The sequence below is a fragment of the Gottfriedia luciferensis genome (genome assembly GCF_001712755.1).
Classification (GTDB): domain Bacteria; phylum Bacillota; class Bacilli; order Bacillales; family Bacillaceae_G; genus Gottfriedia; species Gottfriedia luciferensis_B.
This window is the reverse complement of the sequence record NZ_MDKC01000013.1, coordinates 191,170-208,055: the sequence shown is the minus strand read 5'-3', so window position 1 is coordinate 208,055 and position 16,886 is coordinate 191,170. Positions and strand designations below refer to the sequence as shown.

Genomic DNA, 16,886 nt, shown 5'->3' with positions numbered 1-16,886 from the left:
TCTACAAACTATTTTGCGATTAATTCACGTTCAATTCGAACAAGTTTATTTTTTAAACTGCCGTCAAAAATACGGTTTCCAACACGAACTTTATAACCACCAATTAAAGATGGGTCAATTTCGTTTTTCAAACGTATTGAGTTTTTACCTAATTTAGAAGCGAATAACGCTCCAATTTTATCTAGTTCTTCAGAAGACATTTCCGTTACAGAGTAAACTGTTGCATCTGCAATATTACGAGTTTCATTCGCAATTTTTACATATTCAGTTACTAAGTTAGAAATAGTGCTCATTCGCCCACGATCGACTAATAAACATACTAGATTTAATACCGTTTCAGAGATTGAAGCAAACGTGTCATTTAAGACAGACTTTTTGCTTTCTTTTGTGATACCAGGGTGTTGTAAAAACTTATTTAATTCTAAGTTTCCTACATACTCCTTTTTCACAACTTGTAAGTCATGTTCAACAGTTTCTACTAAATTTTGTTCAGTTGCTAATTCAAAAAGAGCGTTTGCGTAGCGTTTTGCAACTAATTCGTTACTCATTTAGCTTCGCCTACTTCTTTAAGATATTGATCAAAAATAGCAGATTGGTCTTCAGACTTCACTTCTTTTTCAAGTACTTTAGAAGCAATTAATACAGATAATGAAGCCACTTGTTGTTGAACTGATTGTACTGCAAGCTCTTTTTCACGTGTAATTTCACGTTTAGCACTTTCTTTCAAGTTTTCAGCTTCTGCTTTTGCTGCTGCAACGATTTCTTCACGTTGTACATCAGCTTGCTTTCTAGCTTTCTCAAGAAGCTCACGAGCTTCAGTTCGAGCAGCAACTAACTCTTGCTTTTGCTCTTCAACTAGTTTCATTGCATCAGCGTTGTTTTTCTCAGCTGAGTCTAATTGATTAGCGATGTGATCTTCACGTTGTTTCATAATTCCCATTACAGGTCCTAATGCATACTTACGTAATAAAGCAAGTAGGATTAAGAAGATTACTAATTGAAACGCTACATCGCCCCAAGGTATACCATGTCCGTTTGCTTCACCGATTACGAATAATGAACCGTTTAACACAAGCCTTCACTCCCTTCGAGGGTATCTTTTAATAATTTTTCTTTTTTATAACATAGCTTTGGACTCTTACCGACCTTAGCTTTAATTTCAAAATTCAATCTTTACAACAAAAGTGTCATAAAGGAATGGCGAAGTAAATGTGAACACAAACTTCGCCATTTTTTAACTACTTGTATAAATCTTAAGCTTTACCAAATGCCATGAATGCGATAACTACCGCGATGATTGGAAGTGCCTCAACTAATGCAACCCCGATGAACATTAAAGTTTGAAGAGTTGAACGTAATTCTGGTTGACGAGCAACACCTTCTACTGTACGTGATACAATTAAACCGTTACCAATACCTGCACCTAGTGCACCTAAACCTATTGCGATTGCCGCTGCGATTAAAGCCATTTTAAATTTCCTCCTTCTTAATCATAAGAAATATATTTTTTTTTATAATTTTTATCTAACTACCAATTTTAATGAGCAGATTAATGCTCGTCCGCCACTTTATGTGACAAGTAAACCATTGTTAACATTACGAAGATAAACGCTTGGATTGAACCAACGAATACAGAGAATCCCTGCCATACGATCATTGGTATTGCCGCTGCAATTGTCCAAAGAACGCCTTCTCCTGCGCTTGCTGCATAAGCATGTGTACCCATTGTTGCAAGTAAACCTAGTAAGATTTCCCCCGCGTAAATGTTACCGTAAAGTCGAAGACCTAGCGTTAATGTGTTTGCTAATTCCTCAATAATTTTTAATGGGAATAAGAATGGCATTGGTTGGAAGAATGTTTTACCATACGCTCCAAAACCGCGCATCTTAATACCATAATAATGTGATAAACCAACTATAAAGATTGCTAATGATAAAGTAATGACTGGGTCTGATGTAGGTGATTTCCAAACTGAGTTTCCATCGAATGAGATATCGAATGGTAGACCTAACATATTTGAAACAAATATGTACATAAGTAATGTCACACCTAGTGTAAGGAAGCGACCACCAGTTTCCCAATCCATTGTACTGTTGATAATGCCTTTAACGAAATCTATAACCCACTCTAAAAAGTTTTGCTTTCCTGATGGGCGTATTTGTAGACTTCTTGCGCATGTAACTGCGATGATAAAGACGATTACTGCAGCAATGGTAGTCATTAGAACATTTGTTAACGTAAAATCTAAACCAATAAATTTAAAACCATAAGTGCCGTGTTCCAATTTATTCACCTCTCTTCCTTGCAAAAGACGTTTGTTGTAATGCAAAATGTATCATAATGACAAGGTGTCCTGTCATTAGTCCCGCAGTTAGTGCCGGTATGCTCACAAAATTTTCATACCGAAGCGCGATGACCATAGCTAGAGCCACCGCTGAAAGACAAATTACAGTACCTAAAGATCGAACTTTTTGTTGCTTTAAAACTCGGTCAAAGAAGGTATTTATCTTTCTGTGTAGAATCCATATACAATAAAAGCTAGTTACTGTTCCGAGAATATAGCCTGTGAATATTGTTTTATAGTCGGTAAATGCCCAACCTAAAACAGCTAAAGCAATGATATACAACATATCTCGTGTGAATCGTCTAAAATTATCTTTTTGCATGTAACTAGTCCCCTGGTGTGAATTGCTTAACTAATTTAAGCGTGCCATAGATTCCAGTAAATAATCCTAACAGTAAAAAGATGATCATAAATACTGGTACTGGCCAATTAAAAAATGAATCAATCCATCTTCCTAAAAAGATGCCTATGAGAATAGAACCGACAAGCTGAGCTAGAATGGAAGACATGAGTGCCATTGCTTTAAGAGGATGTTGATTGTTGTTTTTCATACAAAATCCCTCCATGTCAATTTTCATTCTCCAAAAAATTGCCAAAAGTCTTATCATGGTTAATTCTACAACAAATATCTGCTAAAATCTCTAAACATTGAAAACGTTCACAAATTGTTCACAAAACGTTCAAAAAATTTTAATAACATAGTATTTACATACATTGAAAACCCTTTTAAACATTCATGTTAAGCATACAATATGTTACAAAAATGTGTCAATTACCTAAATTAAAAAACTATTAAAAAATACTTACCAATTTTTAGTCTTCAACATAAATTTTAGCGACATTGACGTAAGATTCCGTTGCACTTTCATATTGTTTACGTTTATAAAATATCACAAACTTATAAATTCCACTTTTAGGAAAATCTTTTAAAACTAATTCCTTTTTGATAATCCCCCTCTTACTGTTCTCCTGCTCATCAATTACACCTAACAAACGGAATGTTTCTGATTCAAAAACAGCAATTTTGTATTCCTCAACCTTACTTGGTAAATAGAGTTCATATTTATAGCGATTTTTACCTTTCACTCTTCCAAAGTGAAATCCCATTACTGACGGAAAATTCGGTTCTCCTTGTAATAATAAAAACGGCATTCTTAAATTTTCATCATCATTTGTGCTGAACGTTATTGCCCCATCATAAAATCCATCTCTTAATAATTTCGTATCAACTGTTGCAGTAAGATTAATCTTTTTGCTAGTGTGTGCTGGAATTGTAAAAGGCTTCGGTAATACCCATTGTATTCCTGTGGCTGGCTGATTATTTATAGCCGTAACTTGTTTTGGCATATTTGATTTATTCGATATTCTTACGACAAAATCTTTCTTAATTTGTAAATCGGTTTTTCTAGTTACTCCTAAAGATAAAGACGTAGGGAATAATGTTGTCTCAGTCTCAAGTGCCTTTTCTATATCTAATCTTCCAGCCCCTTGTTCGTACGCATGATACATCTTTTTATTATTCTTATATAATGGTGTTGCTGTATTGACTAGCACACTTTTTAAATCGTCCATACTCCAATCTGGGTGCAGTTGTCTTACTAGAGCAGCTGCTCCGGCAACATGTGGACTTGCCATACTCGTTCCTTGAAGCGCTAAATACCCACCCGGAATTGTACTTTTTATTTGTACACCTGGAGCTAATAAATCCGGCTTCATTTGCCAAGTACCTGTTACCGGCCCTCTAGAGCTGAAATCTGCAAGAATATCAACCTTCTTTTCATGTCCAGTCTTAGCTTCCACTTTACTTTTCTCAATGATTTTCTTAATCATTAAGCCTTCTTTTCTTGAGATAGTCGCAGCTGGAACAGTAAATTTTCCTTTAATTTGTCCGATGAAATTTCCATCAATATTATTAAAGACAATAACGGCCTTAGCACCAGCATCTTGAGCATTTTTTACTTTATCAGTGAATGTAATTTTTCCCCTTTCAAGCAAGACAATTTTATCTTTTACTCTTTTTAAATCACGCTTTTCACCATATTTCTTAAATACAAATCGCCCATTTAAACCTTTACCCCATTTAGCCGATCCTATCATAGGACTAATAATTGTCTCTTTATTTTTCACGTGGATAGATGGGAAAAGAACAGGTGGATAGCTCGCACCAACTGTTAAAGCCTTTGATGCAGTAGCGGGAGACCCAACAGTCCATAGTCCTGGTCCAGAGTTTCCAGCAGCCGTAATTGCAAGTACACCCTTCTCTACTGCCTTATCTAACGCAATACTTGTCGGCCAGTCTGGTCCGTTGACATCATTTCCTAGCGATAAATTAATAATATCTACTTTATCCTTCACTGCTCGCTCAATTGCAGCCATAACAGTTTCAGATGTACCAACGCCACCAGGGCCAAGAGCACGGTATGCATAGATTGTAGCTTTAGGGGCTACACCTTTTCTTTTTCCATTTGCCGCTATTACACCAGCTACATGGGTACCATGAAATGTGCTTTTTTCTTCAAGCTTAGTCTCCATTGGATCTTTATCTAAATCAATTGTATCGTAACCGCCACCATAATTTGATTTCAAATCAGGATGCCTGTAATCTACACCAGTATCGATTACTCCTACCTTAACGCCTTCACCAGTAATCTTTCTTCCCCTTTGATCCTTATATAATTGAGCTTCGTCCGCTCCAATAAAAGGGATACTATCTTCTAAATGAGCTCTATAAGTTGTAACAAAGTGCATATCATTTACTAACGGCATTTTAGCTAACTGTGATAACTCTTCAAGAGAACCCGATACAGAAAAACCATAATACGTCTCAGTGTATTGTTGTCTTACGGTTACATTAGGGAAACGTTCAGCAATATATTTTATCGCCTGTGTAATCATTCCATCTTTAACCGAAATTAAAGCTACTTGTTTTTGTTGTTCATGTGCATTTACATATACATCTTTAAATGGAAATAGTAAAAAAACTAAACAAATAATTATTTTAAGAAAGTAATTTTTCATTCAATGCAGGTTCTCCTTTTTATAAGATATTTTCTTTTTAGCTTTCTCACTAATCGTTCATTCATGTATAAAAAGGTAATTTTCTCTAGAACCTACAAAGTTTTCAAAAATAAAAAAAGACTAACTCTAGGTAAAGCATTAAGCTTACCTAAAAAGTTAGTCTTTTTTTATTATCATTAATTTTTTAATTCAGGTTGGTTAAACAACTGGAATCTTTTATTTGTAACATACGCTTTAATCTCATGTATGACAAAATACAAAATAGAAGCTCCTAAAACTACGATCCATGCATTTGAAATTACCGTCTCCTGCCAAATCCCTAAAAGCATAAAAAATGCAGGAAGAGTAATTGTAGTCCAAGATTGTATCATTGCAACGATTCCAGTGTATCGTTCTATTTTCTTACCTAATACTAGGCCAGCAAAGAATAGATACCATAAATATGCCCACATAACCCATAATAGTCCACTTACAACATCATGAATAATAGCGAAGTTCACGAAAGCCCAAAGTACAGACATGATGGATACCCAAAGTGAGAACCAGCCTAAGCCTGTTCCATTAAAACCTTTAAGATTTGTAAATCCATTATATAAATAAGTAATACCAAAAAAGAAAATACTTGCCGTATTAAATAATTCCCACTTACCAGCACCTAAATGCATTAATAAGTAGATAGGAAAAAGGACTTGTAATGTACCAACAAATAAGTTTAATAAAGCTGCACTTTTTGCATTCGCTTTATTTAATAAAACAAGACTATTTAAAAATAGAGTTGCACCAGATAAAAGTAAACCTACAGCTCCCATAGTGACTTGTTAAAAAGAAAATTGTTAAAAATTCACTTTTTAACCCAACCCTCCTACTTTAAGATTAGAAAAAAAAATACAAGCGCCTGATCTAAGTCAAACGCTTGGATTAAATTATTTTAAAACGATCCCTACAATAATTGCCGTTAAAACACTTACTAATGTTGCACCAAATAATAATTTTAAACCGAAACGAGCGACAACATTACCTTGTTTCTCATGTAAACCTTTAACCGCACCTGCAATAATACCAATTGATGAGAAGTTAGCAAATGATACAAGGAAAACTGACACAATTCCTAAAGTACGAGTTGAGAACTCTTTACCATGTTTTGCTAAATCCATCATTGCAACGAACTCATTTGAAACAAGTTTTGTTGCCATAATACTACCTGCATCAACCGCTTCTTTAAATGGTACACCCATAATGAAAGCGAATGGAGCAAAAACATAACCTAAAATCCCTTGGAATGAGATTCCAAAAATCATATCAAAAATATTATTAATTGCACCAATTAATGCAACAAAACCGATTAACATTGCTGCAACGATGATTGCTACTTTGAAACCATCTAAAATATACTCACCAAGCATCTCGAAGAATGTTTGTTTTTCTTCTTCTTGTACCGTTAAGATATCTTCTTCAGGTGTAACAGTGTAAGGATTAATAATTGAAGAAATAATAAATCCGCCAAATAAGTTTAATACAATTGCCGTTACTACATATTTTGGTTCAACCATCGTCATATATGCACCTACGATTGACATAGATACTGTTGACATTGCTGATGCACAAAGAGTATATAAACGATTTTTTGGTAAATGACCTAATTGTTTTTTTACTGAAATAAATACTTCAGATTGTCCTAAAATTGCAGATGCTACTGCATTGTAAGACTCTAATTTACCCATACCATTGATTTTGCTTAAGATTAACCCAATGTATTTAATAAAAAACGGTAAAATCTTTGTGAATTGTAAAATACCGATTAATGCAGAAATAAATACGATTGGTAATAATACTCCTGTGAAGAATGGGAAAGCACCTTCATTTGCCATACCACCAAATACGAAATTAACACCTTCACCAGCGTATTCTAATAACTTTCCAAATCCGTTAGAAATCCCTTTAATTAAAATTAAACCTACTTCTGTATTTAATAATAAGAACGCTAAAATGATTTGAATAACGACCATGATTACAACTGGACGATATTTAATGTTTTTACGATCACTACTAGCGATGAATGCTAGACCGAAAACAACTAGTAATCCAACAAGAGCTATAATATATTTCATGTTTCTCCCCCGAAAATCCAATAAATTTATTTTTAATTAATATAAGCGCTTTCAAAACGAACACAACTTTTTATTTGTTGGATGTCTGACATCATATAGAAGTTAGATGTCAGACAAGGATTAACCTTGTAAATCTTTTGAACTAAATGATCCAGGAAGTAATTCCTTAACAGTTGTTTCAGCGATGTCACCTTTTAAGTTAGTTAAGTATACTTTTGTATTTTCATCACTAAATTCTGCGATAACTTGTCTACATGCACCACATGGTGAAATTGGGCCTTCAGTATCCCCTACTATTGCGATTGATTCGATCTTTGCCGACCCGTTACCCGCAGCTACCGCACTAAATATAGCAGTTCTTTCTGCACAATTTGTTAGTCCATAAGAAGCATTTTCAACGTTACATCCTGTATAGACTGTTTGGTTATTCAATAAAATTGCTGCACCTACTTTAAACTTTGAGTAAGGAGCGTATGCGTTTTCACGAGCCTTTAAAGCTTCGTTGATTAATGATTGTGTATTCATATTTATCACCCTTTAACGATTGTTAGGTAATTCTTGATTAAAGTGTGTGAGTTTTGTCTTCGCTTTACCATATTACCAACGTAAGAGCTAAAGAGCAATAACTCACTCACTTTTTTTTATTTTAAAATTATTTTGAAATTAATAAGCTGTGTTTGCTTCTTCACCTTGAACGAGTTTAACACCTGAACTTGTTCCGATACGGTTTGCACCAGCAGCTACTACATTTTCTACGTCTTTTAAGTTACGAACACCGCCAGAAGCTTTAACGCCTACGTTTTCTCCAACAGTTTTACGCATTAATGCAACGTCTTCTGCTGTTGCTCCACCAGTTGAGAATCCTGTTGATGTTTTTACAAAGTCAGCACCAGCTTTAACTGATAATTCACACGCTCTAACTTTTTCTTCGTCAGTTAAAAGACAAGTCTCAATTATTACTTTTACTAAAGCTTTGCCTTTAGCAGCTTCAACAACTGCTCGTACATCTCTTTCAACTAATTCGTCATTTTTTTCTTTTAATGCAGAAATATTGATAACCATATCAACTTCCTCGGCACCATTTTCAATTGCGTTTGTCGTTTCAAATGCTTTTACTTCAGGAGTGTTTGCTCCTAGAGGAAAACCAATTACCGTACAAACCTTTACAGAAGAATCCTTTAATAATTCACTTGCATAAGAAACCCAAGTAGGATTGATACAAACTGATGCAAAGCTAAATTCTTTTGCTTCCTCAGCTAGTTTTGCAATTTCTTCTCTTTTTGCGTCAGCTCGTAATAATGTGTGGTCTACTAATTTTGCGTAATTCATATATAGTCGCTCCCTTAATGGTTTTAGTATAAAAAAATGTTTATTTACTAAGTTACTTTGAATATGTCTATACTATAACATCGCTATGAAATTTTGTAAAACACTAATTGAACTTATGTTCAAGGATAATTTTACCTATTAAATAGAAGAGAGGTTGTCTCATAAGTCAGATTAACTGACACAAAAGACACCTCTTTTTTAATTGTAAAAATATCCAATTTCAAGGGTCACTACTATTTTTTAAAAGCTGACTAGTAGGGAACATGACATAGGAAAAGAACAAATTCTTTTAGTTACTTAATCTCTCCCTTGCTTATTCCTGTTCTAGTAATCTTTTTGCAGTAAATTGATCGGTTATTAGTATGTTTGCATATTTACCCATTAAAGCACCATGAATAGCGTTTATTTTTCTTTCTCCACCAGCAACTAAAATTGACTTTTCTTTACTTCTTAGTTCATCTAACTCAATTCCAATCGTACGTCGATCAAGAAGTTCAGAATAAATATTTCCTTCTTTATCAAAAAAACGTGAGCATATGTCTCCAACTGCAAATGTTTGTAAATCCGTCTCTTCCTTCTCGTTTAAGTAGCCAACTTTAAATAACAGGGCATCTTTTTTAACAGTTCCTACGGTAAAAATTGCGACATTAGATTGTTTTCCCAAAGCGATTAGTCGACCAATATGGCGATCTTCCTCGACCATTTGTTTTACTTGTGGATTATCAAATATAACCGGTAGTGGTAAATATCTTGGAACGGTGTTAAATGCTTCGGCAAACAAATTTACCGTTTCAGATGCATAAGTATTCGTTTTAGAGTAACTTACTCCACCGTTTAGCTGTATTACTTCTACACCCTTTACTTGTTTATTGCTTAACTTCGTTGCAATATGATACATCGTTGTTCCCCAAGTTACCCCTACAACGTCACCATCATGGACTAAATCTACTAACACATCCGCAGCTTTTTTAGTAATTGTTTGCAAAACTTCATTGTAGTCATCAATAGGTGAATAGCAAACTTCAACAGATTGTAAATTATATTTCTTCTTCAACTCTCGGGCTAAATCTTGATTTCCTTCTAGGGGGTCAATAATTTCAATGCGTACATATCCTAATTCCTTAGCTTGTTGAAGTAATCTAGATACAGTTGGACGAGAGATTCCTAATTGTGTCGCTATCTCTTGTTGACTAAAGTCAGAATCATAGTATAGTCTTGCTGCATCAATTATTAACCTTTGTTTTTCAAGTGACATTCCCTAATCCCCTTTAACTTGCCAATCCTTATTTCACGTTCAAATTTTTAATTATTATACCCCTTTTAAATAAAAAAAGCTCTCCTATGCTAGGAAAGCTTTAAAAATGTAATTACTTTGTACCGAATAAACGATCTCCAGCGTCACCAAGACCAGGAACAATATAACCATGATCGTTTAATTTTTCATCAAGGGCAGCTATGTAAATATCAACATCTGGGTGTGCTTTTTGTAAAACTTCAACACCTTCTGGAGCTGCTATTAAGCACATAAACTTAATATTTTTAGCACCTCGTGTTTTTAAAGAGTTAATCGCTTCAACTGCTGATCCACCTGTCGCAAGCATTGGATCAATTACAATGAAATCACGCTCTTCTACATCCGTAGGAAGTTTAACATAATATTCAACCGGTTTTAATGTTTCTGGATCGCGGTATAATCCAACATGTCCAACTTTAGCTGCTGGGACTAATTGAAGGAAGCCATCAACCATCCCTAAACCTGCACGTAAAATTGGTACAATCCCTAATTTTTTACCAGCAATAACTTTCGACTTTGCAATTGCTACTGGCGTTTCGATTTCCACTTCTTGTAGTGGTAGATCGCGTGTGATTTCAAATGCCATTAAACCTGCAACCTCATCAACTAGTGCACGAAATTCTTTTGTTCCAGTGTCTTTTTTACGAATTAAAGAAACTTTATGCTGAATTAACGGATGATCAAAAACGTATACTTTACTCACTTTTATCGCTCCTTGCAAATACTTAGTAATTTATTATTCTTAAAAAGAATACCGAAAGCGGTTAAATAATTCAAGCCACTTCATACAATCACTTTGAATAAATTTAGATCTTTTTACATACAAAGCTCGATATTTCCTTTTTTTACTAATCTACTTGCTATTTTGACCCATTTTGATTAGAAAAACTCCTCTTCCTCATTATTATAAGTCAGAGAAGTTTTTCTCTTACACACCAAAGAGAGAACCAATTGGTTCCCTCTTTGGTGGTATAGTTAAGATGCTTTACTGAAATTATTGTCTGATCCTTTTGGAGTGAAAAAAGTTTTTCTATTAGTAAACTTGCTAATATAATGATCTAATCCGATACGTCCTGCATTTGAACCAGCAATGATTATAAAGATTCCTAATAAGACCATTTGTGGATTCGTGCTAGTTGTACCACTAAACATAAATGCGAAGTTCATCATTAAACCAAAGAACATTGCTGTTTTTGTAAAACATCCAAGAATAAGTCCAAGTCCGATTGCGAATTCTCCAATAGGTACTAAAAAGTTAAATAAATCGATGTTTGGTATTGCAAAGTTTGTAAGGAAGTCAGCCCACCAGCCCTGAACTGCTGGATGTTCACCTGAGGCACTTTTAACTGCAAATCCTAAAAATCCTGAAGCATCGAATCCGCCAGTTGATAACTTACCCCAACCTGCATGGATCCACTCATAACCTAAATAAAGACGAATAATAGTTAAGAAACCAGATGCAATTTTATTAGTTCTTAAAAAATTAATAAACATAATTTTTTGCCTCCGTTTGGATAATTTTTAATTGCTGTTTACATGAATTATTGTACTCTATTTCAAATAGTAAATGTGAAATTATTCACAAGTTTATATGAACTTTTTGTGAATTTCATCACAAATTTTTTATAAAAATAAAGCTATCTTTAGTATTACTGCACCTTCAATGTTGAAAATACAGTTCTAAAGATAGCTTAGTTTATACTTTATTTATTAAAACGTAGGATATAATTCGTATTTGCTTGATAAAGCATTAACTCGATTACGAGATGCTTCTAGTACTTCTTGATTTTCGTGGTTTTTTAATGTTTCAGCAATAATTGATGCAATTTCATCCATATCTTCTAAAGTAAATCCTCTTGAAGTTACAGCAGCAGTACCGATACGGATACCACTTGTTACAAACGGACTTGCTGGATCAAATGGAATTGTATTTTTGTTACATGTAATACCAACTTCATCTAATACATGCTCAGCGACTTTACCAGTTAATTCTAATGAACGTACGTCAATTAAAATTAAGTGATTATCTGTGCCACCAGATACTAAATTTAAGCCGTGAGATTTTAAAGCTTCTGCTAAACGAGCAGCGTTATCAATGATCGCTTGTGCATACTTTTTAAAATCTTCTTGTAATGCTTCTCCAAATGCTACAGCTTTTGCTGCAATTACGTGCATTAATGGTCCACCTTGAATTCCAGGGAAGATTGATTTATCAATCGCTTTTGCAAATTCTTCTTTACATAAAATCATACCACCACGTGGTCCACGTAATGTTTTATGAGTAGTTGTTGTAACAAAATCAGCATATGGAACTGGATTCTGATGAAGGCCTGTTGCGACTAAACCAGCGATATGTGCCATATCAACCATTAAGTAAGCTCCAACTTCATCTGCAATTTCTCTGAATTTTTTAAAGTCAATTGCTCTTGGATAAGCACTTGCACCAGCTACAATTAATTTAGGCTTATGTGCTTTAGCCTTTTCTAGTACATCTTCATAGTTGATAACTTGAGTTTCTGGATCTACTCCATACTCAACGAAGTTATATTGTACCCCACTGAAGTTTACTGGACTTCCGTGAGTTAAATGACCACCATGTGATAAATTCATACCTAATACTGTATCACCATGTTTTAAAATAGTGAAATAAACTGCCATATTCGCTTGAGCACCTGAATGAGGTTGAACATTTACGTGTTCTGCTCCGAAAATTTCTTTTGCACGGTCTCTTGCAATGTTCTCTGTGATATCTACATATTCACATCCGCCATAGTATCGTTTACTTGGATATCCTTCAGCATATTTATTTGTTAATACTGAACCTTGGGCTTCCATTACTGCTTCGCTAACAAAGTTTTCAGAAGCAATTAACTCGATTTTAGTACGTTGTCTACCTAACTCTAACTGTATTGCCTCATACAATGATGGATCTTGCTTTTTTAAATTTTCCACAGTTATATCCCCCTTTTTATAAAACACGAACATTACTAGTATAAATTTACTATATTATTCGATAAAACGACCGAATTCCTTTCTATTTTACCATGTTTTGCATTAAAAATGAAAGATATATCTTTCAAAAAACTAACATTTAACTATTCTATTATAATAAAAAGCGCTTTATTTCACGTCTTCATCTATTGAGTAAACTGCACGTGCTCCACCAATCAACTTTGGACGAGTCTTTGCCGCCGTTATATGAGCTTGTCCAACTTGTTTAATACTTGTTCTTAAAGGAACTGCTACGTGCTTTAAATGCATACCGATTAAAGTATCTCCAATATCAATTCCTGCATCCGCTTTAATGTGTTCAACAATTACAGCATCATGTATATGTCTAAATGCGTATGAAGCAAGTGCTCCTCCTGCGGTACGAACTGGTATCACAGTTACCTCGTCGAGTTGTAATCTTTTTGCCGTCTTTCTTTGAACAACTATTGCTCTATTCAAATGTTCACAGCATTGAAATGCTAATTGTACTCCTGTTTCATCTTGAAAAGCCTTAATCTCATTAAATAAAACTTCCGCTACTTCTATTGTTCCTGAAGTTCCAATTCTTTGCCCACTAACCTCACTAGTGCTACATCCAATGACTAAAACATGGTCACTTGTAAAACTTACATGATCATTTAGCTCGTTTAATAATGTTTTTATTTGCCCGGCTACTAACTTTAACTCTTCATTCATTTATTTTGCTCCTTTCGTAGAATAATTCACTAAATTCTATTACACATTATTAAAAAAGCCGATAATCTTCACATTATGTTTTGGATTAACGGCTTCTTGTTTAAGTTTTATAATTGATGATTTTTTTCGTAGTCTTTAATTTTGTTTACTCGATTTTCATGTCGACCGCCTTCAAACTCAGTTGTTAACCATATTTTTGCAATATCTCTTGCCAAACCAGGTCCGATTACTCGTTCCCCCATAGCTAGAATATTCGTATCATTATGTTCACGAGTTGCTTTTGCACTGAAAGTATCATGTACTAATGCACATCGAATTCCTTCAACTTTGTTTGCGGCAATTGACATACCAATTCCTGTCCCACAAATTAATATTCCACGGTCTACTTCTCCATTTGCAACTTTTTGTGCAACTGGGAATGCATAGTCTGGGTAGTCTACAGATGTACCACACTCACAACCATAATCTTCGTATTCAATACCCATTTCATCCATTAAATTCATGATTTCTTGACGAATATTTAATCCACCATGATCAGATGCTATTGCTACTTTCATTAGATAACCCCCGTATTGATCTCTTTGATTGAATTTTCTTCTGTATTGAATTAACTTCAATTTCTATCTTACACTATTATGTTCAGATTTAGGGCATCTAATTAACATCCAATCACTGTTTAAATTAATATTCGTTCGGTTTCTGTACAATCTGTTTTACCAACTCTTCTAATTCCGTCAAAGTATTTTCATATGTTGTTAATGACCCTCCATATGGGTCAGAAATATCTTTAGCTTGACCGTTTATATATTCATAAAATGTAAAGATTCTATCCTTATATTGAGGAAACTTAGAAACTAACATTTGTTTATGGCTCAATGTCATTGATAAGACTTTCGAAGACCATTCTAAAAGATCTTCATTTATTTGCTGCGAGGAATGATTTGTCTCGATCCCTTTATTTTTTAGTGCCAATATTGCATTTTGAGAGGCAGGGTCGCCTGACATAGCAAATACTCCAGCAGACTTGACCTGATAGAGCTCATTCCCATGATGTCTTAATAGCGCTTCTGCCATTGGGCTTCTACATGTATTTCCGGTACAAACAAATAATATATTTTCCATCTTAATACCTCACCCTCATTTATCTGAACGTTTTATTTAATCTATTTTACTAAAAAGTAAAAGGATGGGGCAATTGTCTCCAATTTTCTCCATCCTTAGCTCTTATTCACCATATGTATCTTTTAAGAAAAAAATAATAGTTTTATACCGAAAATCAATAAGAATGAACCACCTAATAGTTCTCCAAATTTACCGAGTTCCTGTTCTACTCTTCTTCCTAAAAGTAATCCTGCCCAAGTTAAAATCGTACTAATAATACCAAATAGTAAAATGGTTAGCCATGTTTTAGCACCGAATGTTCCTAAGCTAATTCCAACTGAAAAGCTGTCCACACTTACACTAAATGCAAAAAGAAGTAAACCTACTCCTGTTGGTGAATATTTATTTTCTTCTTTACCAAATAAAGTTGAATAAATCATGTGAAAGCCTATTCCCATTATTAATAATCCGCCGAGTAATACAGCAAATCGTCCCAGATTTTCGGATAACTCATATCCAATGATCATTCCTAGTAAGGGCATTATTACATGAAATAGTCCGATTACAATGCCAATATGAATGATCTGTTTAAATTTTAGTTGGATAACGCCCATTCCTAACCCTACTGAGAATGCATCTAAACCTAGCGCAGATCCCATAATACTTAATGTAATTAGTTCATTGATTAACGAGCTACTCATGCTTTCCCCCCTAGGACTTGCTATTAAAAGATATGCACGTCCTACAAATCATATGAGGGAAATTAATATAATTTTTCAGACTGTTGACAAACGCTCGCTTTCTTCGTTACTTCGCCTGTCTGAAAATAAAGTTTTTGGGCTTTGTTTATAGACGAAAACAATAGTAGCCCGTTCTATTCCTGTATAACCGAATGTCCACAAGCTTTCCACAGACGATTCATAATGGCAATTCCAATACCTTCATAAGGGAAAGTTTCGCAATAAATGATATCAACGTGTTCTTCATTAAATTGACGTATACAATCATATAATGCTGCTGCTACCGTTGATAAGTCACTACGTTTTCCACATGTAAGAACAACATCTGCATCATATTTCGTTGCATTTTCTTCCGTTGTTAATATCCCTACTCTTTTTCCTTCTGTTTTGGAATTGTGTATAAGTTTGTGCATAAACTCAATACTTCCATTTACAAGATGCATTTGAGCATCTGGTGCATAATGTTTATATTTCATCCCCGGTGATTTTGGTGCTTCATTCTCCTTCATTGTTGCTGGATCTACTTCCACTGTAGGAATTATTTCTTTGATCATTTCTGGTGTAATACTACCTGGTCTTAATATTGTAAAAATATCTTGGGAACAGTCAATAACTGTTGATTCCAATCCGACTCCTGTACTACCACCATCTACAATACCTACAATTTGTCCATTTAAATCTTCAAATACATGCTTAGCAGACGTTGGACTAGGTTTGCCTGAAGTATTTGCACTTGGTGCTGCTATTGGCAAATTACAAGCTTCAATTAACGCTAAAGCAACTGGATGATCAGGCATTCTTATTCCAACAGTGGATAACCCTGCCGTTACATATTTTGAAACATGTTTTTTACTTTTTAAAATTAACGTTAATGGTCCTGGCCAAAAAGCATCCATGAGTTTTTTTGCATTTAACGGAATTTCTTCAACTAGATGATCTAACTGTTCTTCGTTGGCAATATGTACAATAAGGGGATTATCACTTGGTCTACCTTTTGCTTGGAAGATTCGTTGAACCGCTTCATCCGAAAGAGCATTTGCCCCTAATCCATAAACAGTTTCTGTTGGAAAAGCGACAACTTGTCCTAACTGTAAATTTTTTGCTGCATCCACAATCTGTGGGTAAACTTCTTCTTTATTCACAGGATTATCCACATACCATATTTTCGTTTCCATACGTAGCACCTCTCTCTAGAGTGAATAATAGTGTATATTTTACAAATTTAGACATTATCCAAAGAATGAAAAGCAAGTTTTATCCACAAA

At 34.4% G+C, this 16,886-nt stretch carries 20 protein-coding genes; all 20 read right to left on the bottom strand.

Going from position 1 to position 16,886, the window contains the following annotated elements:
• Positions 1 to 8: 8 nt before the first annotated feature.
• Complete coding sequence (locus tag BED47_RS11260; protein ID WP_025568601.1) at positions 9 to 548, bottom strand: F0F1 ATP synthase subunit delta; 540 nt, start codon at positions 546 to 548, stop codon at positions 9 to 11.
• Complete coding sequence (gene atpF / locus BED47_RS11255; RefSeq protein ID WP_029715296.1) at positions 545 to 1,048, bottom strand: F0F1 ATP synthase subunit B; 504 nt, start codon at positions 1,046 to 1,048, stop codon at positions 545 to 547. The genes BED47_RS11260 and atpF overlap by 4 nt, the downstream gene beginning before the upstream one ends.
• Before the next feature lie 205 nt (positions 1,049 to 1,253).
• Positions 1,254 to 1,469 carry a F0F1 ATP synthase subunit C gene (gene atpE, locus BED47_RS11250; protein ID WP_025568599.1) on the bottom strand — a complete coding sequence of 72 codons (216 nt, stop codon included), beginning with the start codon at positions 1,467 to 1,469 and terminating at the stop codon, positions 1,254 to 1,256.
• An 80-nt stretch (positions 1,470 to 1,549) separates the two neighbouring features.
• On the bottom strand, positions 1,550 to 2,221 hold the full coding sequence (gene atpB, locus BED47_RS11245; RefSeq protein ID WP_439097782.1) for a F0F1 ATP synthase subunit A: 672 nt from the start codon (positions 2,219 to 2,221) through the stop codon (positions 1,550 to 1,552).
• A gap of 64 nt (positions 2,222 to 2,285) precedes the next feature.
• Positions 2,286 to 2,666 carry an ATP synthase subunit I gene (locus BED47_RS11240; RefSeq protein WP_025568597.1) on the bottom strand — a complete coding sequence of 127 codons (381 nt, stop codon included), beginning with the start codon at positions 2,664 to 2,666 and terminating at the stop codon, positions 2,286 to 2,288.
• Positions 2,667 to 2,670: 4 nt separating this feature from the next.
• Entirely contained in the window at positions 2,671 to 2,895 is a 225-nt protein-coding gene (locus BED47_RS11235) for an AtpZ/AtpI family protein (RefSeq protein WP_025568596.1), read from the bottom strand.
• A gap of 262 nt (positions 2,896 to 3,157) precedes the next feature.
• The gene (locus tag BED47_RS11230) at positions 3,158 to 5,362 is read right to left on the bottom strand and encodes a S8 family serine peptidase (protein WP_025568595.1); all 2,205 of its coding nucleotides are present in this window, start codon (positions 5,360 to 5,362) and stop codon (positions 3,158 to 3,160) included.
• Between the two features lie 176 nt (positions 5,363 to 5,538).
• Positions 5,539 to 6,171 (bottom strand): AmiS/UreI family transporter, encoded by a 633-nt coding sequence (locus tag BED47_RS11225; protein ID WP_025568593.1) that lies wholly within the window; start codon positions 6,169 to 6,171, stop codon positions 5,539 to 5,541.
• Between the two features lie 114 nt (positions 6,172 to 6,285).
• A complete protein-coding gene (locus BED47_RS11220) occupies positions 6,286 to 7,470 on the bottom strand; it encodes a NupC/NupG family nucleoside CNT transporter (RefSeq protein ID WP_069033738.1) in 1,185 nt (394 codons plus the stop codon).
• 120 nt (positions 7,471 to 7,590) lie between these two features.
• A complete protein-coding gene (locus BED47_RS11215; RefSeq protein WP_069033737.1) occupies positions 7,591 to 7,995 on the bottom strand; it encodes a cytidine deaminase in 405 nt (134 codons plus the stop codon).
• Between the two features lie 138 nt (positions 7,996 to 8,133).
• Complete coding sequence (gene deoC / locus BED47_RS11210) at positions 8,134 to 8,799, bottom strand: deoxyribose-phosphate aldolase (RefSeq protein WP_025568590.1); 666 nt, start codon at positions 8,797 to 8,799, stop codon at positions 8,134 to 8,136.
• 313 nt (positions 8,800 to 9,112) lie between these two features.
• Complete coding sequence (locus tag BED47_RS11205; RefSeq protein ID WP_069033736.1) at positions 9,113 to 10,054, bottom strand: sugar-binding transcriptional regulator; 942 nt, start codon at positions 10,052 to 10,054, stop codon at positions 9,113 to 9,115.
• Between the two features lie 112 nt (positions 10,055 to 10,166).
• Positions 10,167 to 10,796, bottom strand: coding sequence for a uracil phosphoribosyltransferase (upp, locus tag BED47_RS11200; protein ID WP_025568588.1), 630 nt, complete (start codon positions 10,794 to 10,796; stop codon positions 10,167 to 10,169).
• 272 nt (positions 10,797 to 11,068) lie between these two features.
• Entirely contained in the window at positions 11,069 to 11,587 is a 519-nt protein-coding gene (locus BED47_RS11195) for a DoxX family protein (protein WP_069033735.1), read from the bottom strand.
• A gap of 216 nt (positions 11,588 to 11,803) precedes the next feature.
• Positions 11,804 to 13,045, bottom strand: a complete 1,242-nt coding sequence (glyA, locus tag BED47_RS11190) for a serine hydroxymethyltransferase (protein WP_025568586.1) — start codon at positions 13,043 to 13,045, stop codon at positions 11,804 to 11,806.
• Positions 13,046 to 13,213: 168 nt separating this feature from the next.
• Positions 13,214 to 13,780, bottom strand: coding sequence for a TIGR01440 family protein (locus tag BED47_RS11185; protein ID WP_069033734.1), 567 nt, complete (start codon positions 13,778 to 13,780; stop codon positions 13,214 to 13,216).
• Positions 13,781 to 13,887: 107 nt separating this feature from the next.
• The gene (gene rpiB, locus BED47_RS11180) at positions 13,888 to 14,337 is read right to left on the bottom strand and encodes a ribose 5-phosphate isomerase B (protein WP_025568584.1); all 450 of its coding nucleotides are present in this window, start codon (positions 14,335 to 14,337) and stop codon (positions 13,888 to 13,890) included.
• 124 nt (positions 14,338 to 14,461) lie between these two features.
• Complete coding sequence (locus BED47_RS11175) at positions 14,462 to 14,902, bottom strand: low molecular weight protein arginine phosphatase (protein ID WP_069033733.1); 441 nt, start codon at positions 14,900 to 14,902, stop codon at positions 14,462 to 14,464.
• A 122-nt stretch (positions 14,903 to 15,024) separates the two neighbouring features.
• A complete protein-coding gene (locus tag BED47_RS11170; RefSeq protein ID WP_069033732.1) occupies positions 15,025 to 15,582 on the bottom strand; it encodes a manganese efflux pump MntP in 558 nt (185 codons plus the stop codon).
• A 173-nt stretch (positions 15,583 to 15,755) separates the two neighbouring features.
• Entirely contained in the window at positions 15,756 to 16,796 is a 1,041-nt protein-coding gene (locus BED47_RS11165; RefSeq protein ID WP_069033731.1) for an L-threonylcarbamoyladenylate synthase, read from the bottom strand.
• Positions 16,797 to 16,886 lie beyond the last annotated feature (90 nt).